The organism is Pseudomonas tritici, from assembly GCF_014268275.3.
In the GTDB taxonomy this organism is placed as follows: Bacteria; Pseudomonadota; Gammaproteobacteria; order Pseudomonadales; family Pseudomonadaceae; genus Aquipseudomonas; species Aquipseudomonas tritici.
The window spans coordinates 2,054,931-2,075,762 of the sequence record NZ_CP077084.1 but is presented as its reverse complement, the minus strand read 5'-3'; the positions used below and the strand labels follow the sequence as shown (position 1 = coordinate 2,075,762).

Below are 20,832 nucleotides of genomic sequence, written 5' to 3'. Positions count from 1 at the left end.
AGAAAGCTATCAAAGGCCGTGTCCCGGCTCACGAATGTGGCAGCGAGGTGTTTATGAGTTACTTGGCAGCCCTCTCCTACTCGTGACTACAGCTTTGCTGTGTATGGCCCTAACGCTGAACGTGCTTGCGGCTCTATCAGCAATCAACCTGACGGAGAGCGAATGGACAACTCAGCATCACAGCGGCGCTGAGTGTGCATCCAATCAACTATCTCGCCTTCCGGGCTGTAGCCGCTTACGGTGCTTTTCAAAATTTGTCTGACGAGGACGTAATCGTTCTCTTCAACGCCGGCCAACAATGCTTGTAACCTTACTTTTAGAACATCCCACGTTAAAAACTCCTCACTTGCTCGCATAATCATCGGGTGGCTCGTGGCTACGACGTTGTCACCTATCAACAGCTCCTCATAAAGTTTTTCACCCGGACGCAGCCCAGTGAAATTTATCAGGATATCTCCATGTGGGTTTTTATCTGAGCGGACACTCAAGCCCGACAGATGAACCATCTTTTCAGCGAGCTCAACGATCTTTACAGGTTCGCCCATATCAAGCACGAACACATCTCCGCCCAGACCTAAAGAACCCGCCTGAATCACCAACTGGGCAGCCTCGGGTATGGTCATAAAGTAACGTGTGATCTTGGGGTGCGTGACGGTCAATGGCCCCCCCGCCTGGATCTGCTTGTGAAATAAAGGAATAACCGAGCCTGACGAGCCCAGTACATTGCCAAAGCGAACCATGGTGAAACGAGTTTTGTTGACGTGAGAGATTTTCGATGCATCGCCGAATAGAACCGGAGCCAGCTCTTTGCTCAATGCTTGTAACACCAGCTCCGCAAGACGCTTGGTACTGCCCATGACATTGGTCGGCCGTACAGCCTTGTCGGTTGAAATAAGCACGAAGTTTTCGACGCTTGCCTGTAAGGAGGCTTGAGCCGTATTAAGTGTGCCGATCACATTATTGAGAATGCCCTCGGCAATATTATGCTCAACCATGGGCACATGTTTATAGGCAGCTGCGTGATAGACCGTATCGACGGACCAGGCCTTCATGACCTCAAGTAACCTGTCCTGATGCCGCACGGAACCAAGAATAGGCAACAGATTTACGTTCAGGGCTTCCGACTGAACCCGCTGCTCGAGCTCGGACAGAATGCAGTACAAGTTGTATTCAGCATGATCAAACAACAGCAAAGTCGTCGGCCCAAGCATTAATATCTGACGGCAGAGTTCTGATCCAATAGAGCCGCCTGCCCCCGTTACCATCACCACGCGCTGCCTGATGCATCGTTCCAATAGCTCATCCTGAGCCGGCACAGGATCCCGACCCAGCAGGTCGGCAATATCTACTTCCTGAATATCATCCACCTTGACTCGACCACTCGCCAAGTCCATGAACCCTGGGACGCTGCGCACGTGCAGCGGATAGCCTTCAAGGTATCCCAGTATTTCCCTGCGACGCGCCCTAGTAGATGAGGGAATCGCCAGCAGCAGTTCCTCAGCACCGGTCTCGTCGATCATTCGCTGGATATGTTTTGGCTTATACACCTGCAGACCGGAAATCACGCGATCAGCAATACTGTTGTCGTCATCAATAAATGCTACCGGGCGCATCAGTTTACCCATGCGCAAGGCCGCCACCAGCTGATTACCAGCCGCACCGGCGCCGTAAACAACCACCTTTGGTAGACCATCATCGCGATTAGTAAAAGGCACGTGTTGGGTAGCGGCAAACCAGTCGCCAAGAAAATACTGACGCATACCTAGGCGCAAGCCGCCAATGATGACCATGCTCAGCCACCAATAATTGAAAACAATCGAACGAGGAACAACTGTTTGATGATTGCTATAAAGGTATACGACTAACGCTAACAACAAAGCTGACAGGCTAACCGCCTTGATGATGGCAATTAACGCGTCATTTCCGAAATAGCGCAGGACGGCACGGTACATGCCGAAATTGATAAAAAGCGGAATAGCGATAACCGGCGCACAGAGGAACAGCCACAAATGGACGACAAATGGGTTGTTCAGATCATCAAATCCCAAACGAACGACAAACGCGAGCCATAGCGCCACCCATACGAGCACAATATCGGTGGCAACTTGCAAAATGCGTTTTTGCCTACGTGGCAAGCCCACCAGGCGCGTGCGTAGATTATCCATAAACCCTTTTATACCTCAGTCCTTAGTACCGCCAGAAAAAACGGCAGTTCCATGTTGTGCTTCGTGTGATGTTCCAACGATGCCACCAACAAATTATCCGATTTTTTCCAGCTCACCAGCATGAAACTTGATAGCCAGCAGTACAAGTGGAGCATACGCCAGCAGCAACCCCAAGACGCCATCGAAGCCCAATCCAACGCAGATGCCAATAGGCAGTAGCCAAAACACGTTGATGGCTGCCACCAGCAGCGTCACGGGCAAATGCCGCCCTGCCTGACGTGATGCGTACTGGTAGGCATGACTGCGATGCGCCTCGTAGACCTTATCCCCCCGCAGCAAACGCCGTCCTAGGGTAAAAGTCGCATCAACAATAAATACGCCCAGCAAAATCAGCCAGACCCAAAGCAGCTCTCTCGCTACCCATGCCGCCTGCAATGAAAGCACGCCAATCGAAATGCCAAGAAATCCGCTTCCTGCGTCTCCCATGAAAATGCGCGCCGGCGGGAAATTCCAATATAAGAACCCGAGCACAGAGACTGCGAGCAGTAAGGGCCCCAGCATGATTGCCTGATGCCCCGTCAGCCAGTACACAAGGCAGGCGCCCAGGCAGGCGCAGACTGCTTCGACGCTCGCAATCCCATCGATTCCATCCATGAAGTTATACAAGTTGAGCATCCAGACCAGGTACATAACGGCCAACAAATGCCCAAGCCAGCCGAGGTCCAGATCAAACCCCAGTACCTCGATAACGGGCAAGCCTCCCATCCAGAAAAGCGCCCAACCTGCCGCAACAAAATGCGCCAGTAAGCGCCAGCGGGCAGCGATGTGGCCATGATCATCAAGGAAACCGACGACAGCAATCAGTGCTCCGGTCCCCAGCAATGGCCAAGTAGCCTCCCAACTGATCGACCCGGCGCAAGCCATCAAGCCTATTGCTGCCAAATACGTCAAAACGATAGCAACGCCGCCACCTCGCGGCGTCGGTACGGTGTGGGAGCTGCGTCCGTTGGGTATGTCCATCAGGCTACGCGCCAAAGCATAGCGGCGTAGTACCCAAGTCAACAGAAGCGACGCTATTAGCACCGCCGCGAATACCAACCAGAGGGTCATGTAAGATTAGGTTCCTGAAACAAAATGCGGGCAAGAAAGGCTCTACGTGCATCACAGCGCCTATCAAACTGATAAGATTTTTCGAAGACTATTTAGCTATTTATTACAATTACTTGTCACTTTAGTACGTGCAGAAATGCTGGAGCACCAGGCTGGACAACATCCAGGTCATCATTTTTCACTTCGCCTCAAGGTACCCTTCCTGAAAAGCATCTCAAGGCGTTCAAACAATGTCGTCTTTGAAAAGTGCTCAAGGTAGTAACGCCTTCCAGACTCACCCATCGCCTCAAGCTCAGACGCAGGCAATGCGCTCATGGCACGTACGATCTCGGCCAGTCCCGTGGCATCGCCGGAAGCACAGGCCATACCTGCGGCCGATTCGACAACAACCCGAGCAGCCTCACCGTCGATCATGGCGATGACGGGCTTTCCTGACGCCAGGTACGCCTGAACCTTGCCCGGAATGGTTTTTTCGAAGACTTCATTTGTCTTCAATGACACCAACAGCGCGTCTGCCGTAGCGAAAAGTGCAGGCATCTTTTCCAGCGGATGCCGTCCCAGCAGCAGAACGTTATCCAACTGGTGTTCCGCTACATGTTTGGTTAACCACTCAGCGGCCCGGCCATTCCCGACGATTACCCAGCGCACGGGCAATTCAGTCTTGATTGCTTTGGCGGCTTCCATTATGACTGGAAAGTCCTGAGCCTCACCGATGTTCCCGGCGAAGAGGATGGTGAAGACTGACTCGTCGCGGGTCAGCAAGTCAGAAGCCGCCTGTACATCGCTAGAAAAGTCGTCCTCGGCCCAGCTTGGAAAATACACCAGCCGATCTGGGGAAATCGAACGAGTGCAGTATTTCTTTACATCCTTGTCAAAGGACCGCGACTGTAGTAACAGATAATCGGCGCGGTTGTAGATCCAGGACACCATTTTCCCGACTAAACCAAGCAACTTCGGGTTCTTGACTACCCCCACCGCATTCAAGGTTTCCGGCCACAAATCCAGGATCCAGACGAATACCGGAGCGCTTTTCAAACGCCCCAGTACCAATGCTGGAATCGCCGCCATAATAGGCGATACGCCATATACGAAGATGGCGTCGAAAGACTGCCCCCGCAACTTGTAGCACCCGAACGTTGAAGCACTGGTAAAAAACGAGAGGTAATTCAAGGCGAGCGTAATACTACGCTTGCCTCGCGCTAACATCGGCACTCGAATGACACCCGCACCCTGATATCGAGAGAACAGTGCAGGATCACGCAGGTAATCGGTATAGACCTGCCCTTCCGGATAGTTGGGTTGCCCCGTGAGCACCGTGACGTCATGGCCTTTGGCGACAAACCCCTCGACCATGTTGTTGATGCGCATGTTTTCGGGCCAAAAATACTGGGTGACCACCAAAACCTTGAGCGGGCGTTCCTGACTGAGCCTATCCAATCAGTATTGCTTCCATACAGTACGCATGACGTAGTCGCGATAGCTGTGGATGATCCTCACGACCTTCTCGGAGACATTCGGCATGCTGTAGTCTGCGACCAGGCGCAGCGTGCGTTCCTGGCCACTGACTTGGCTTTCCAGCAATTGCAAACCCTGCATGACACGCTCAACTTCCAGGCCGACCATCATGACAGCGGCCTCTTCCATCCCTTCTGGACGCTCGTGGGCTTCACGCATGTTCAGTGCGGGGAAGTTGAGGATTGAAGACTCCTCATTGATCGTACCGCTGTCCGAAAGCGCAGCTTTGGACGTCAGTTGCAGCTTGTTGTAATCTTTGAAGCCGAGAGGCTTGAGCAGTTGCACATTTTTGTGGAAGACCACACCCATGGCATCTACACGCTTTTGGGTACGTGGATGCGTACTTACAATTACCGGGAAGTAATAATGGGCCGCAACGGTATTAAGCACCTCCACCAATTTGAGGAAATTTTTATCGGAATCGATATTCTCCTCACGGTGGGCACTCACGACAAAAAACTTTCCGGCCTCAAGACCTAGTCGCTCCAGAACATCCGAAGCATCAATACCTTCACGGTAGTAGTTGAGCACTTCATACATCGGGCTGCCAGTCTTGATCACCATGTCCGGCGACAGGCCTTCGCGTAGCAAGTAATCACGCGCGATACTGCTATAGGTCAGATTAATATCTGCTGTGTGGTCAACGATACGGCGATTGATCTCTTCTGGAACGCGCATATCGAAACAACGATTGCCGGCTTCCATATGAAATGTAGGAATCTTGCGACGCTTGGCCGGAATGACCGCCATGCAGCTGTTGGTGTCACCGAGCACCAACAAAGCTTCTGGCTTCGTTTCTTCCAGCACGCGATCAACAGCAATGATCACGTTGCCGATGGTCTGCGCACCGCTGGAACCCGCCGCGTTGAGAAAGTGGTCCGGCTTGCGAATACCGAGATCCTGGAAAAAAATCTCGTTCAATTCGTAATCATAGTTCTGCCCTGTGTGCACCAGGATGTGTTCACAATGTTCGTCCAGCTTGGCCATCACCCGCGACAAGCGAATGATTTCCGGACGAGTGCCCACGACCGTGACAACTTTCAACTTTTTCATCTAAATACTCTTTCCAGAATCATTAACATCGGAATTATCGACCGAAATCGCGGCCTCAGGCACCTTATAGATCAGGCTTGAGTTCCAACCGACATTGCAAAAGTATCCGGCCGTTCGCGATCAAAGATCTCATTAGCCCACAACATGACAACCATCTCGTCGGCACCAACGTTTGTAATATCGTGCGTCCAGCCAGGCACCGTTTCTACGACCTGTGGCCTCTCGCCATCGGTGTACAACTCGTAAAACTCGCCAGAAACGATATGCCGAAAGCGAAAGCAGGCGTTGCCTTTGATCACCAGGAACTTTTCAGTTTTGCTGTGGTGGTAATGTCCACCGCGAGTGATACCTGGATGGGCCGTGAAATAAGAGAACTGGCCACTGTCCTTGGTCTTCAGCATCTCGACAAAAACACCACGCGGATCACCGTGCTTTTGCACCTCATAAGTGAACTGCTCGACAGGCAAATAACTGACGTAGGTAGAATAGAGCGCACGCACCAGCCCTGTACCAACCGCTTCACTAATCAACGTGTCACGACTCTCACGGAATGCATACAACTGATCAGCCAGCTCACCGACAGTGATGCTGTATACCGGCTGTACCCGCGCATCAGCACCTGTGGACGCCGCAGCGTCCATGACCTTGATGAAACAATCGACGACATCGTCGATGTAGACCAGGTGGACCACAGCCTCGCGATCATTGACTTGAATGGGCAAGCCACGGGTGATGTTGTGGCAAAAAGTGGCGACGGCAGAGTTGTAATCAGGGCGCGCCCACTTACCAAATACATTGGGCAAGCGCAAAATCTCTACCCTGGAACCTTGGCTGGACCGTAGATCAAGCAATGCCTGCTCGGCCGCCAATTTGCTGACACCGTAGGGGTTATCACGATCGGCCTGGGTAGACGAGGTATAAAGTACAGGTATGGGCCTACCGCTTACCTCAATCGCTTGACAGAGCGCAAACGTCAGATCGGTATTTCCGACCTTGAATTCTTCGGGTGATTGCGGCCGATTAACACCAGCCAGGTGAAACACAAAATCACAATCGATCACCTGCGCCGCTAAGTCGGTGATACTGTTTTCCCGAGTGAAAGAGACGACCTCTACATCCTTGCGCTCCTCGAGGTGCGCAATCAGGTTCTTACCGACGAAGCCATTGGCGCCGGTGATCAATACCTTCATCACTCACTCCTCGGGCGTTGCGTGTTCGCCACGCTGAATCGCCTGCATAAACTCAAGCTTGAGCAAGAGGCGTTGCATACCAGCCACATCCAGCCGTTCCGTATTGTGGGAGTTGTAATCTTCCGTACGGGAAATTTTCTCTTCACCTTGCTCCACAAACTTGGAGTAGTTCAAGTCGCGTAGATCAGGCGGCACTCGATAATAATCACCCTTGTCTTCGGCACACGCCATCTCCTCACGACTCAACAGCGCCTCGAAAAGCTTCTCGCCGTGACGCGTACCAATCACTTGAATCGGGTGCTCAGGCTTGCCTACCATGGCGGTCAACGCCTTGGCCAGGGTCTCAACCGTCGCGGCTGGAGCCTTTTGCACGAACAAATCACCGTTGCGACCGTTTTCGAAGGCGTACAGCACCAGATCGACGGCATCCGCTAGCGTCATCATGAACCGACTCATGTTTGGATCAGTCAGAGTCAACGCTTGCCCTGCACGAATCTGCTCGATGAAGAGCGGAATGACAGAGCCACGCGAAGCCATGACATTGCCATAGCGAGTGCCGCAGATAACGGTTTTCTGATCATCCACATTGCGGGACTTGGCCACCATCACTTTTTCCATCATTGCCTTGGAAATACCCATGGCATTGATAGGATAAACAGCTTTGTCGGTGCTCAAGCAGACTACGCGCTTGACTGCGTTCTGGATCGCAGCTTCAAGAACGTTTTCGGTACCGATAACGTTCGTTTTAACCGCTTCCATCGGGTGAAACTCGCAGGACGGAACCTGCTTGAGCGCGGCGGCATGAAAGATGTAATCCACACCACGGGTGGCGTTGAGTACGCTCTGATAATCACGCACGTCACCGATATAGAATTTCAGCTTGGCATTGGCGTAACGCTTACGCATATCATCCTGCTTCTTCTCGTCTCGACTGAAGATGCGGATTTCAGCGATATCGCTGTCGAGGAAACGTTTGAGTACTGCGTTGCCGAATGAGCCAGTGCCACCGGTGATAAGAAGTGTTTTTCCGCTAAACATAATGAGTCCTAAAGCAACGCGCACTGCACAACAAGCTCGGAGCTGGTCAATCACCTCAGAACCTGCCATCCCATCGATCTACTAACCTGCACGGCATGGTCAGCGATGAAGATACTCAAGGAGGAGGTCGGAGTTAGCTTGCCTACAGCCTGAAAACCAGCTTTGCGTGGTGCATTTAAAAATGAGGGATTTTAAAATGGAGCCCATTTTAAGCGCTGCATTCTCAATGTCAAAAGCGAACGCAGATAATTGACGGGCAGAAGCACGTCTTAACTGCCTCATGAGGATGGAACCGGCATTGGAGAGATGAGCACAGACGGCTGCCGGGATTCGGATAGTTGCGCAGCCCAGCCCACCTCTCGCAGAAAAGGCTACGGCGCGCCAACCAGCTCAACCTTTATAGTGAAGCGCCTTGCGGCCTACCAATAACGCAAGCACAGGCCCAACAAGCAGCCCGAGTATTAATGCCAACGTCACAAACACCGAAATCGGAAGCTCGACTGTAGACCAGCCAAAAAACGCCAGTGAAGCGCCCTGCTGGTTTTCCAGCACAAAGGCCAGCACAAAAAGAGCGATGAATGACGCTATAACAATTAATGCGACGCTTTTGGCCCTACTACGCATAGCTCTCTCCAGATCCACAAAACTCAGACGACATCTTCTTCGTCTTCATTCACCCGATCCCGCAACTCCTTCCCCGGCTTGAAATGAGGCACAAACTTCCCATCCAGACTCACAGACTGCCCAGTCTTAGGGTTACGCCCTACCCGCGGTGCGCGGTAGTGCAGCGAAAAGCTGCCAAACCCACGGATCTCAATCCGATCCCCGGTCGCCAGGCACTGGGACATTTGCTCAAGCATGGTCTTGATAGCCAGCTCCACATCCTTGGATGAGAGCAGCCCTTGATGGGTGACAATTCGTTCGATCAACTCCGACTTCGTCATATTTTTCCCTTCTTTTTCAAGCAGCTAGGAAAAGCGCTTCGAAGGTTTTAGCATGACTTGATGAATTTGAACAGCCCATGGATAAACTTATCTGCTGGTTAAATAAACACCTGCGTGAAACACGTAACCGCCTCAATTGCAGATGACGAGCATCTTGCGAGTCACCGCGCCAGCAGGGTTCCAGCCGAATAGGTAGTCGCCCTCTTCGTCCTTGGCATCACTGGACTTGGTGATGACCTTGTAGCCCTGCATCTTGCACTCTCTGGCCGCGCGCTTCTCGCACTTGCTCCAGTTGTTGCCCAGGCCCGAACAATCGATCTCGATGCCGCTGACGCCTCGCTTGGCGTGGGTCTTGGCGCTGGTGGCGGTACAGCCTGCAAGCATTACCACTGCGAATATTAAGATAAGCCTGTTCATTCAAATCCTTATTGAAGCCGCAACACGCGAACCACTTTTCCTATGACTATAGTCACTTCTGACACTGAGCTGAGCAGCTTGGTTCTCGGTGTTGATTCAACAAATTTCAGGCACAAAAAAGGGCGACCGAAGTCGCCCTTTTTCTATGGTCTGACAGAACTTAGTTCTGTTTTTCCATTTGTGCACGCAACAGGTCGCCCAGAGTGGTAGGACCAGCAGCGATGCTATCCGACGGCTTGTCTTTCAAGCTTTGGATGGCTTCTTTCTCTTCAGCATCGTCTTTCGACTTGATGGAGAGCTGGATTACACGGCTCTTGCGGTCAACGCTGATGATCTTGGCTTCTACTTCCTGGCCTTCTTTCAGAACGTTGCGCGCGTCTTCAACGCGGTCACGGCTGATTTCGGAGGCTTTCAGAGTCGCTTCGATATCGTCGGCCAGAGTGATGATGGCGCCTTTAGCGTCAACTTCTTTCACGATGCCTTTAACGATTGCGCCTTTGTCGTTGTCCTGAACGTATTCAGAGAACGGGTCGCTTTCCAGTTGCTTGATGCCCAGGGAGATGCGTTCGCGCTCTGGGTCAACCGACAGGATAACGGTGTCCAGCTCGTCGCCCTTCTTGAAACGACGAACAGCTTCTTCGCCCACTTCGTTCCAGGAGATGTCGGACAGGTGAACCAAGCCGTCGATGCCACCGTCCAGACCAATGAAGATACCGAAATCGGTGATCGACTTGATCGTGCCGGAGATTTTATCGCCCTTGTTGAACTGGCCAGAGAAATCTTCCCATGGGTTAGATTTGCACTGCTTGATGCCCAGGGAGATACGACGACGCTCTTCGTCGATGTCCAGAACCATAACTTCCACTTCGTCGCCGACTTGTACGACTTTCGAAGGGTGGATGTTTTTGTTGGTCCAGTCCATTTCGGAAACGTGTACCAGGCCTTCAACGCCTTCTTCCAGCTCAGCGAAGCAGCCGTAGTCAGTCAGGTTGGTAACACGCGCGGTGACGCGAGTGCTTTCTGGGTAACGGGCTTTGATAGCGACCCATGGATCTTCACCCAGTTGCTTCAGGCCCAGGGAAACACGGTTGCGTTCGCGATCGTATTTCAGAACCTTGACATCGATCTCGTCGCCAACGTTGACGATTTCGGAAGGATGCTTGATACGCTTCCAAGCCATGTCGGTAATGTGCAGCAGGCCATCGACGCCACCCAGATCGACGAATGCGCCGTAATCGGTGAGGTTCTTGACGATACCTTTGACTTGTTGGCCTTCCTGCAGGGATTCCAGCAGAGCTTCACGCTCGGCGGAGTTCTCTGCTTCCAGGACGCTGCGACGGGAAACGACAACGTTGTTGCGCTTCTGGTCGAGCTTGATGACCTTGAATTCGAGTTCTTTGCCTTCCAGGTGCGTGGTGTCGCGCACTGGACGAACGTCGACCAAAGAACCTGGCAGGAACGCACGGATGCCGTTAACGTCGACAGTGAAGCCGCCTTTAACCTTACCGTTGATAACGCCCTTGACCACTTCTTCAGCTGCGAAGGCTGCTTCGAGAACAATCCAGCATTCAGCGCGCTTGGCTTTTTCACGGGACAGCTTGGTTTCACCGAAACCGTCTTCAACCGAGTCCAGAGCAACGTGAACTTCGTCACCGACATTGATTGTCAGATCGCCAGCATCGTTGTAGAACTGTTCCAGCGGGATCAGAGCTTCAGACTTCAGACCAGCGTGAACGGTTACCCAGCGAGCTTGGTAATCGATATCAACGATAACACCGGTGATGATGGAGCCTGCCTGAAGGTTCAGGGTTTTTAGGCTTTCTTCAAAGAGTTCCGCAAAGCTTTCGCTCATTTTAATTCCTGTTGATAAGGGCGAAGAATACGCCCATCTCCACACCCCAGACGGTGTGGGTCAGTTTCAATTAAAAGAAGCACCACAGGACTATGACTGGTCCCCTGCGGCCTTCTTGGTCACCCGGCGATATCGCGAATGGCGATCTCGCTCATGATGCGTTCCAGCACCTGCTCGATGGACAACTCCGTGGAATCCAGCTGTATGGCATCAGCCGCAGGCTTTAGCGGGGCTACTGCGCGCTGGGTATCACGCTCATCGCGTGCACGGATCTCATCTAGCAGACTCGACAGACTAACACCATCGACTTTGCCCTTCAACTGCAAGTAACGGCGGCGAGCCCGCTCCTCGGCACTGGCGGTCAGGAAAATCTTCAGCGGCGCCTCTGGGAACACCACGGTGCCCATGTCGCGGCCATCGGCCACCAGGCCCGGCGGCTCCTGAAACGCCCGCTGACGCTGCAGCAAAGCGTCACGCACGGCCGGCAGCGCGGCGACCTGGGACGCCCAGGAGCCGACTTGTTCGTTACGCAGATCATCGGTCACATCGTCCCCTTCGAGGATGATGCGCTGGGGATGACCTTCCGTCGCGCCGACGAACTGCACATCCAAATGTGCGGCCAGCAGCTTCAGGGATTCTTCGTTGGTCAGGTCGACGCCGTGGTTGCGAGCGGCAAACGCCAGCAAGCGGTACAGCGCGCCGGAATCCAGCAGGCACCAACCCAGGCGCTTGGCCAGGATGCCGGCGATCGTGCCTTTGCCCGAACCGCTTGGCCCGTCGATGGTAATCACCGGTGCTTTGATATTCACAATTGAGCCTCTTGGGCAACACGGATGCCGACTTGGGCACACAGTGTAAGAAAATTCGGAAAAGACGTAGCAACATTGGCGCAGTCACGGATACGGATCGGCGCCGCCGCCCGGAGGGAAGCCACACTGAACGCCATGGCAATCCGGTGATCGCCATGGGCATGCACTTCACCACCGCCCATCAGGCCACCGTCAATGATAATCCCATCGGGGGTCGGTTCACACTTCACCCCCAGCGCCAGCAGACCGTCGGCCATCACCTGGATACGGTCAGACTCCTTCACGCGCAGCTCCTCAGCCCCGCGCAACACCGTGCGCCCCTCGGCACAAGCTGCCGCGACGAACAGCACCGGAAACTCATCGATTGCCAACGGCACCAGCGCCTCGGGAATCTCGACCCCCTTCAGTGCCGCTGCGCGCACCCGCAAGTCCGCTACAGGTTCACCGCCGACTTCGCGCTGGTTTTCCAGCGTGATATCTGCGCCCATCAGCCGCAGGATGTCGATCACCCCGGTACGCGTCGGATTGACACCGACATGTTCCAGCAACAACTCGGAACCCTCGGCAATCGACGCAGCCACCAGGAAGAACGCAGAAGAAGAGATATCCCCCGGCACTTCTATATGGGTAGCCGTCAACGCATGGCCCGACTCCACCGAAGCCGTCGCGCCCTGCACCGCCACCGGATAACCAAAGCCGCGCAACATACGTTCGGTGTGGTCACGGGTCGGTGCCGGCTCGGTAACGGCGGTCTTGCCCTCGGCATACAAACCAGCCAGCAACAGGCAGGATTTGACTTGGGCGCTGGCCATCGGCATGTTATACGCCACGCCCTTCAACGACTGGCCACCACGAATGGTCAGCGGCGGACGCCCTTCCGGCCCGGTCTCGATCACCGCGCCCATTTCCCGCAGCGGCTTGGCCACGCGATTCATCGGGCGCTTGGACAGGGACGCATCGCCAGTCAGCACGCTGTCAAAGCTCTGCGCTGCCAGCAAGCCGGACAGCAGGCGCATGGAGGTGCCAGAGTTACCGAGGTAAATCGGCCCCGGCGCCGGTTTCAAGCCATGTAAACCCACGCCATGAATGGTCACACGCCCATGGTGCGGACCTTCAATCACCACGCCCATGTCGCGAAACGCCTGCAAGGTCGCCAGGGCGTCTTCGCCCTCGAGGAAACCCTCGACCTCGGTCACACCTTCAGCCAACGAACCGAGCATGATCGACCGATGCGAGATCGACTTGTCGCCCGGCAACCGAATGCGCCCGCTCAAGCGGCCCCCCGGGCTGGCGAGAAAGGTCAGTTCATCAGCGCTCACAGCGGTTTCCATATAGGCCCGGCGCGCCAGGATCTTGCTGAAATGCTCACGCGCCACCCTTGCACGGGTGAACACGCCCAATAATTGATGGCCATCCCCCGCGTCGACCGCATCGCGCAAGGCGTCGAGGTCACTGCGGAAGGTGTCCAGGGTGCGCAACACCGCTTCGCGATTGGCAAGGAAGATGTCGTGCCACATCACCGGGTCGCTGCCGGCAATTCGCGTAAAATCACGGAAGCCGCCGGCGGCGTAACGGAATATCTCGAGGTTCTCGTTGCGTTTGGCCAGCGAATCCACCAGGCCAAAAGCCAACAAATGCGGCAAATGACTGGTCGCCGCCAGCACCTCGTCGTGACGCTCAACCTGCATGTGCTCGACATCCGCGCCCAGCTCACGCCACAGACGATCCACCACTGCCAGCGCAGCGGGGTCGGTCTGCTCCAGCGGTGTGAGGATGACTTTGTGACGACGGAACAGCTGCGCATTCGACGCCTCTACCCCGCTCTGCTCGGAACCGGCAATCGGATGGCCCGGCACGAACCGCGCCGGCATGCCGCCAAACGCCTGTTGCGCCGCACGCACCACATTGCCCTTGGCACTGCCGACGTCCGTCAGGATCGCCTGGCCGAGGTCCATACCGGCCAACACGCCGAGCAATTTCTCCATGGCCAGGATTGGCACCGCGAGCTGGATCACGTCAGCGCCACGGCACGCAAGCGCCAGGTCCGCTTCACAGCGATCCACCACCCCCAACTCCACCGCCAACTCACGCGATTGCGGGTCCAGGTCCACGCCAACCACTTCGCCACACAGCCCGCTATCACGCAGGCCTTTGGCGAAGGAGCCGCCGATCAAGCCCAGACCGACCACCACCAGGCGACCGATCATAGGCACAGCAGGTTGCAATGCGGTGACATCAACCACGGGCCAGGACCTTGGCCAGCGCTTCCAGGAAGCGGCTGTTTTCAGCTGGCAAACCGATGGTGATGCGCAGGTGGTTCGGCATGCCGTAGTTGGCCACCGGACGCACGATCACGCCTTCGCGCAGCAGACCCTGGAACACCGGGGCGGCCACTTGGCCGAGGTCGACGCAGATGAAGTTGCCCTTGGACGGAATCCAGCCCAGGCCCATCTCACGGAAGCCTTCCTGCAATTGCAGCATGCCGCTTTCGTTGACGCGACGGCTCTCTTCCAGGTACTCGGTATCCTTCACCGCCGCACAGGCCGCCGCCAGCGCGAGGGTGTTGACGTTGAAGGGTTGGCGTACGCGGTTCAGCACATCGGCAACCACCGCACTGGACAAACCGTAGCCAACCCGCAGCGACGCCAGGCCATAGGCCTTGGAGAAGGTGCGCGAGACCAGCAGGTTTGGGTAGGCCGCCAGGAAGTCCAGGCCGTCCGGCAGGTCGCTGCCCTCGGCATACTCGATGTACGCCTCGTCCAGCACCACCAGCACGTGTTCCGGTACGTCTTGCAGGAAGTCGTTCAGCGCCTGGGCGTCGAACCAGGTACCGGTCGGGTTGTTCGGGTTGGCGATAAACACCACGCGGGTTTGTGCATCGATGGCCGCCAGCATGGCCGGCAGGTCGTGGCCCCAGTCCTTCGCAGGAATGATGCGTGCATCCGCACCGACAGCCTGGGTGACAATTGGATACACCGCGAACGCGTGCTCGCTGAACACCGCATTCAGGCCAGGCGCCAGGTAGGCACGGCCGACCAGCTCGAGAATGTCGTTGGAACCGTTGCCCAGCGTCACTTGGTTCAGCTCGACGCCGCACTTCTGCGCCAGCAGCGACTTTAGAGCAAAGCCATTGCCGTCGGGATAGCGCGTCAGCTCCGCCAGCTCTTCACGAATCGCCGCGAGCACTTTAGGGCTCGGGCCCAGCGGATTCTCGTTACTCGCCAATTTGACGATCTTGGAAGGATCCAGATTCAACTCACGCGCCAACTCGTCCACAGGCTTACCCGGAACGTAAGGCGACAGTTGTTGCACGCCCGGCTGAGCCAGGGCGAGAAAGTTGCCACTCATGTTAACGCCTCACAAAACCGCTTTCGGGTAAGAGCCCAGCACCTTGAGTGCCACGGCTTCCTGACTGATTTTCTCGAGCACACCCTTGACCAGTGGGTCGCGGTGATGGCCGATGAAGTCGATAAAGAACACGTAAGTCCATTTACCGCTGCGCGAAGGACGAGTCTCGATGCGCGTCAGGTCAATCCCGTTGTCGTGGAACGGCACCAGCAGCTCATGCAGCGCGCCGGGCTTGTTGCTCATGGAGACGATGATCGAGGTCTTGTCGTCGCCGGTCGGCGGCACTTCCTGGCTGCCGATCATCAGGAAACGCGTGGAGTTGTCCGGGCGATCCTCGATTTTCTCGGCCAGGCGCGTCAGGCCATACAGGCCCGCCGCCATATCGCCGGCGATGGCCGCCGAGTTCCACTCACCCTTGACCCGCTTGGCGGCTTCAGCGTTGCTGGAAACCGCCACGCGCTCGACATTCGGGTAATGCGCGTCCAGCCACTTGCGGCACTGCGCCAGGGACTGGGCGTGAGAATAGATGCGGCTGATACTGTCGGTCTTGGTGCTCTCGCCCACCAGCAGATGGTGGTGGATACGCAGCTCGACTTCGCCGCAGATCACCATGTCGTGCTCGAGGAAGCTGTCCAGGGTGTGGTTGACCGCGCCTTCGGTGGAGTTTTCCACCGGGACCACGCCAAAATTCACCGCACCGGCAGCCACTTCACGGAACACTTCGTCGATCGCCGCCATCGGCTTGCTGATCACTGCGTGGCCGAAGTGCTTCATGGCCGCCGCTTGCGTGAAGGTGCCTTCCGGGCCGAGGTACGCCACTTTCAGCGGCTGCTCCAGCGCCAGGCATGACGACATGATTTCACGGAACAACCGCGCCATCTCTTCGTTGCCCAGCGGGCCCCTGTTACGTTCCATCACGCGCTTGAGCACCTGGGCTTCACGCTCAGGCCGGTAGAACACCGGCACTTCGCCTTCTGCCAGGGACGCCATCTTCACCCGTGCCACTTCCTGGGCGCACCGCGCGCGCTCACTGATCAGCTCCAGGACTTTCTCGTCCAGGCTGTCAATGCGTACACGCAGGGCCTTGAGTTCTTGCTCAGACATTAGCCGTGTTCCTTTTCGAACTCTGCCATGTAGGCAACCAGCGCGTTGATGGCGTGGATGTCGACAGCGTTGTAGATGGAGGCGCGCATGCCACCGACCGAACGGTGGCCCTTGAGGTTCAGCAGGCCGCGCGCGTCGGCACCGGCCAGGAACGGTTTGTCCAGACGGTCGTCCGCCAGGCGGAACGGCACGTTCATCCACGAGCGATCAGTGAGGTTGATCGGGTTGCTGTAGAGGCCGCTGGCGTCGATGAAGTCGTACAGGGTGCGCTTCTTCTCTTCGTTGCGCTTGCCCATGGCAACCACACCGCCCTGCTCTTTCAGCCACTCGAACACCAGGCCCGACAGGTACCAGGCGAACGCTGGCGGGGTGTTGTACATCGAGCCGTTGTCGGCCGCGACCTTGTAGTTGAGCATGGTCGGGCACAGCGAGCGGGCACGGCCGAGCAGGTCTTCGCGGATGATGTTGACCAGGATGCCGCTCGGGCCGATGTTCTTCTGCGCGCCGGCGTAGATCATGCCGTACTTGGACACATCGATCGGGCGCGAGAGGATGTCCGAAGACATGTCGCACACCAGCGGCACGTCGCCCACTTCCGGCACCCAGTCGAATTCCAGGCCGCCGATGGTTTCGTTCGCTACGTAGTGCACGTAGGCCGCGTCCTTCGACAGCTTCCACTCGTTCTGGCCGGGAATCGCGAAGTAGTCGTACGGCTTGGCGGTGCCCGCCACGTTGACGTGACCGTAACGCGAGGCCTCTTCAATCGCCTTCTGGCCCCAGATACCGGTGTCGATATAGTCGGCCGTGCCGTCTTCCGGCAGCAGGTTCAGCGGGATCTGGGCGAACTGCTGGCTGGCGCCGCCTTGCAGGAACAGCACTTTGTAGTCGGAAGGGATGTCCAGCAAGTCGCGCAGGTCCTGCTCGGCCTTGGTGGCGATGGACACAAACTCATCGCTGCGATGGCTCATTTCCATCACGGAGAGGCCTTTTCCATGCCAGTCGAGGAGTTCACCCTGCGCACGCTGCAGGACTGCTTCAGGAAGCGCCGCGGGACCGGCACAGAAGTTATAGGCTCTCTTGCTCACATCCAATCTCACTCTGATCTGGTGGTAGTCACGCAAACATATCAGGCGACACCCGATCCAATGTGGGAGCGGGCTTGCTCGCGAAAGCGATCTAACAGCCGACATTTGTAGTGAATGTCAGTCCGCCTTCGCGAGCAAGCCCGCTCCCACAAGGAATCTGCTTGGGTATCAACATTTCCATCCGGACAAACAACAAGGGGGCGAATCTTCATCCGCCCCCTGTGTGTCCGCTTATTCCTGCGGTTCTTCTTCGTCTGCGGCTGCATCGAGGGTTGGCTCGTCGACGTTGTCATCGCCGGCTGCAATCACCTCGCCATCGAAGCCTTCACCTTCAAGCTCGTCGCCCTCCAGCTCTTCGCCTTCAACTTCCGACGGTTCCTGGACACGCTCCAGGCCGACCAGTTTTTCGTCCTTGGCCAGCTTGATCAGGGTCACGCCCTGGGTGTTACGACCCAGGCTCGAGACTTCAGCCACGCGGGTACGTACCAGGGTGCCCTGGTCGGAAATCAGCATGATTTCCTCGCCATCGAGCACCTGGACTGCGCCGACCAGACGGCCGTTGCGGTCGTTGCTGACCATGGCAATCACACCTTGGCCGCCACGCTTGTACTCCGGGAACTCGCTGATAGCGGTACGCTTGCCATACCCACGCTCGGAAGCGGTGAGGATCTGGCTGCCTTCTTCCGGGATCAGCATCGAAATCAGCTTCTGCCCTTCTGGCAGACGCATGCCGCGCACACCGCGGGCGGTACGGCCCATGGCGCGAACGTCGGATTCCTTGAAGCGCGTTACTTTACCGCCGTCGGAGAACAGCATGACTTCACGCTCGCCATCGGTGATGGCAGCCGAAATCAGTACGTCGCCTTCGTCCAGCTCCAGGGCGATCAGGCCCACGCTGCGTTGACGGCTGAAGGATTCCAGCGGGGTCTTCTTCACGGTGCCCTTGGCGGTGGCCATGAAGATGAAGTGACCTTCGGTGTATTCCTCGACCGGCAGCATGGTGGTGATGTATTCATCACTGTCCAGCGGCAGCAGGTTGACCAGTGGGCGACCACGGGCGGCGCGGGAGGCTTCCGGAATTTCGTAGGTTTTCAGCCAGTACACTTTGCCTTTGCTGGAGAACAGCAACAGCGTGGTGTGGCTATTGGCGACCAGCAGGTGAGCGATGTAGTCCTCATCCTTGACGCCGGTAGCCGACTTACCTTTACCACCACGACGCTGGGCCTGGTACGCAGCCAATGGCTGGGTCTTGGCGTAGCCACCGTGGGAGATGGTCACAACGCGCTCTTCTTCCGGGATCATGTCACCCAGGGTCAGGTCGAGGCGTGCATCGAGGATCTCGGTGCGGCGCACATCACCGTATTCGGCGCGGATCACTTCCAGTTCTTCGCGGATCACTTCCATCAGGCGCACAGCGCTGTTGAGGATGCGGATCAGCTCGCCGATCTGGTTGAGAATCTCCTGGTACTCGGCCAGCAGCTTCTCGTGCTCAAGACCGGTCAGGCGGTGCAGGCGCAATTCCAGGATGGCCTGGGCCTGTTCCGGCGACAGGAAATACTTGCCGTCACGCAGACCGTATTGCGGGTCCAGGGTCTCTGGGCGGCAGGAGTCGGCGCCAGCGCGCTCAACCATCGCCACTACGGCGCTGGATTCCCACGGCATCTTGATCAGTGCTTCTTTAGCTTCAGACGGGGTCGGCGAGGCTTTGATCAGGGCGATGACCGGGTCGATGTTCGACAGCGCTACCGCCTGGCCTTCCAGGATGTGGCCGCGCTCGCGGGCCTTGCGCAGTTCGAACACGGTACGGCGGGTAACGACTTCGCGGCGGTGACGGACAAAAGCTTCCAGCAGATCCTTGAGGTTCAGGATGCGCGGGCGGCCGTCGATCAGTGCAACTACGTTGATACCAAACACGCTTTGCAGCTGGGTCTGGGCGTAGAGGTTGTTGAGGATCACCTCTGGCACTTCGCCACGACGCAGCTCGATCACTACGCGCATACCGTCTTTGTCGGACTCGTCGCGCAGTTCGGTGATGCCTTCAAGCTTTTTCTCTTTGACCAGCTCGGCGATCTTCTCGATCAGACGCGCCTTGTTCAGCTGGTACGGGAGTTCGGTGATGACGATCTGCTGGCGGCCACCGACTTTGTCGATGTCTTCGATCATCGAGCGGGCGCGCATGTAAATGCGGCCGCGACCGGTGCGGTAGGCTTCGATGATGCCGGCGCGACCGTTGATGATCGCGGCGGTCGGGAAGTCCGGGCCGGGGATGTATTGCATCAGCTCATCGACGGTCAGCTCAGGGTTGTCGATGAGGGCCAGGCAACCGTCGATGACTTCACCGAGGTTGTGCGGCGGGATGTTGGTGGCCATGCCCACGGCAATACCACTGGAACCGTTGACCAGCAGGTTCGGAATACGGGTTGGCATGACCGCCGGGATCATTTCGGTGCCGTCGTAGTTCGGCACCCAGTCCACGGTTTCTTTGTGCAGGTCGGCCAGCAGCTCGTGCGCCAGCTTGGTCATGCGCACTTCGGTGTATCGCATGGCCGCGGCGTTGTCGCCGTCGACCGAACCGAAGTTACCCTGGCCGTCTACCAGCAGGTAGCGCAGGGAAAACGGCTGGGCCATCCGAACGATGGTGTCGTACACCGCAGTGTCGCCGTGAGGGTGATACTTACCGATCACGTCACCGACAACACGGGCAGATTTCTTGTACGGCTTGTTCCAGTCGTTACCCAGCTCGCTCATCGCGAACAGCACACGCCGGTGCACGGGCTTCAAGCCATCGCGCGCATCAGGCAGTGCCCGACCGACAATTACGCTCATCGCGTAGTCGAGGTAGGACTGTTTCAGCTCGTCTTCGATATTGACCGGGAGGATTTCTTTGGCCAGTTCGCCCATGAGAAGCCTGATTCCTTTTTCGGGTGAAACCTCGTCACATCCATATGGGACGAACGAAGCTCGCCGCTGCCGGCAGAGTGCCTGACAACGACTTACGACAAATCAACGAGTTATGACACGGATCTGCACGTTATGGGCCACCCCTCGGGGCGACCCTGGAAACCGCCGGATGTTATCACAATCGCCGCCACGCACCTATCCCCCTGATGCGCATGGAGCATAGTAAGTTGACGGATGACAGGCTTGAGAGGGACGAGAGGGGCTCAGAAGTGGGGTGGTGCTATTTTTTGAGGGTATATCC

Annotated in this window: 16 protein-coding genes; all 16 read right to left on the bottom strand. The window is 56.5% G+C overall.

Annotated features, from left to right (window positions below):
- Window positions 1–143: 143 nt before the first annotated feature.
- Window positions 144–2,165, bottom strand: coding sequence for a polysaccharide biosynthesis protein (locus HU722_RS09255; protein ID WP_065874957.1), 2,022 nt, complete (start codon window positions 2,163–2,165; stop codon window positions 144–146).
- 93 nt (window positions 2,166–2,258) lie between these two features.
- Window positions 2,259–3,275, bottom strand: coding sequence for an MraY family glycosyltransferase (locus HU722_RS09250; protein ID WP_065874956.1), 1,017 nt, complete (start codon window positions 3,273–3,275; stop codon window positions 2,259–2,261).
- Window positions 3,276–3,446: 171 nt separating this feature from the next.
- Complete coding sequence (locus HU722_RS09245) at window positions 3,447–4,712, bottom strand: glycosyltransferase family 4 protein (RefSeq protein WP_065874954.1); 1,266 nt, start codon at window positions 4,710–4,712, stop codon at window positions 3,447–3,449.
- A complete protein-coding gene (gene wecB / locus HU722_RS09240) occupies window positions 4,713–5,843 on the bottom strand; it encodes a non-hydrolyzing UDP-N-acetylglucosamine 2-epimerase (RefSeq protein ID WP_186752996.1) in 1,131 nt (376 codons plus the stop codon).
- A 71-nt stretch (window positions 5,844–5,914) separates the two neighbouring features.
- Entirely contained in the window at window positions 5,915–7,033 is a 1,119-nt protein-coding gene (gene wbjC / locus HU722_RS09235; protein ID WP_065874948.1) for a UDP-2-acetamido-2,6-beta-L-arabino-hexul-4-ose reductase, read from the bottom strand.
- A 3-nt stretch (window positions 7,034–7,036) separates the two neighbouring features.
- On the bottom strand, window positions 7,037–8,071 hold the full coding sequence (locus HU722_RS09230; protein WP_065874946.1) for a polysaccharide biosynthesis protein: 1,035 nt from the start codon (window positions 8,069–8,071) through the stop codon (window positions 7,037–7,039).
- Window positions 8,072–8,461: 390 nt separating this feature from the next.
- Window positions 8,462–8,695: a LapA family protein gene (locus HU722_RS09225; protein WP_065874944.1), complete on the bottom strand. Its 234-nt coding sequence runs from the start codon at window positions 8,693–8,695 to the stop codon at window positions 8,462–8,464.
- A gap of 23 nt (window positions 8,696–8,718) precedes the next feature.
- A complete protein-coding gene (ihfB, locus tag HU722_RS09220) occupies window positions 8,719–9,015 on the bottom strand; it encodes an integration host factor subunit beta (protein ID WP_065874942.1) in 297 nt (98 codons plus the stop codon).
- Window positions 9,016–9,147: 132 nt separating this feature from the next.
- A complete protein-coding gene (locus HU722_RS09215) occupies window positions 9,148–9,432 on the bottom strand; it encodes a hypothetical protein (protein ID WP_065874937.1) in 285 nt (94 codons plus the stop codon).
- Between the two features lie 160 nt (window positions 9,433–9,592).
- Window positions 9,593–11,284, bottom strand: coding sequence for a 30S ribosomal protein S1 (rpsA, locus tag HU722_RS09210; RefSeq protein ID WP_012722933.1), 1,692 nt, complete (start codon window positions 11,282–11,284; stop codon window positions 9,593–9,595).
- Window positions 11,285–11,403: 119 nt separating this feature from the next.
- Window positions 11,404–12,093 carry a (d)CMP kinase gene (gene cmk / locus HU722_RS09205; protein WP_012722932.1) on the bottom strand — a complete coding sequence of 230 codons (690 nt, stop codon included), beginning with the start codon at window positions 12,091–12,093 and terminating at the stop codon, window positions 11,404–11,406.
- Window positions 12,090–14,300 carry a bifunctional prephenate dehydrogenase/3-phosphoshikimate 1-carboxyvinyltransferase gene (locus HU722_RS09200; RefSeq protein ID WP_246750239.1) on the bottom strand — a complete coding sequence of 737 codons (2,211 nt, stop codon included), beginning with the start codon at window positions 14,298–14,300 and terminating at the stop codon, window positions 12,090–12,092. Before HU722_RS09200 ends, cmk begins: the two co-directional genes overlap by 4 nt.
- A 28-nt stretch (window positions 14,301–14,328) precedes the next feature.
- Window positions 14,329–15,441 (bottom strand): histidinol-phosphate transaminase, encoded by a 1,113-nt coding sequence (gene hisC / locus HU722_RS09195; RefSeq protein WP_186752998.1) that lies wholly within the window; start codon window positions 15,439–15,441, stop codon window positions 14,329–14,331.
- 9 nt (window positions 15,442–15,450) lie between these two features.
- Window positions 15,451–16,545 (bottom strand): prephenate dehydratase, encoded by a 1,095-nt coding sequence (gene pheA, locus HU722_RS09190; protein ID WP_186752999.1) that lies wholly within the window; start codon window positions 16,543–16,545, stop codon window positions 15,451–15,453.
- Window positions 16,545–17,630, bottom strand: coding sequence for a 3-phosphoserine/phosphohydroxythreonine transaminase (serC, locus tag HU722_RS09185; RefSeq protein WP_186753000.1), 1,086 nt, complete (start codon window positions 17,628–17,630; stop codon window positions 16,545–16,547). The genes pheA and serC overlap by 1 nt, the downstream gene beginning before the upstream one ends.
- 231 nt (window positions 17,631–17,861) lie before the next feature.
- Entirely contained in the window at window positions 17,862–20,531 is a 2,670-nt protein-coding gene (gyrA, locus tag HU722_RS09180) for a DNA gyrase subunit A (protein WP_065874927.1), read from the bottom strand.
- Between the last annotated feature and the right edge of the window lie 301 nt (window positions 20,532–20,832).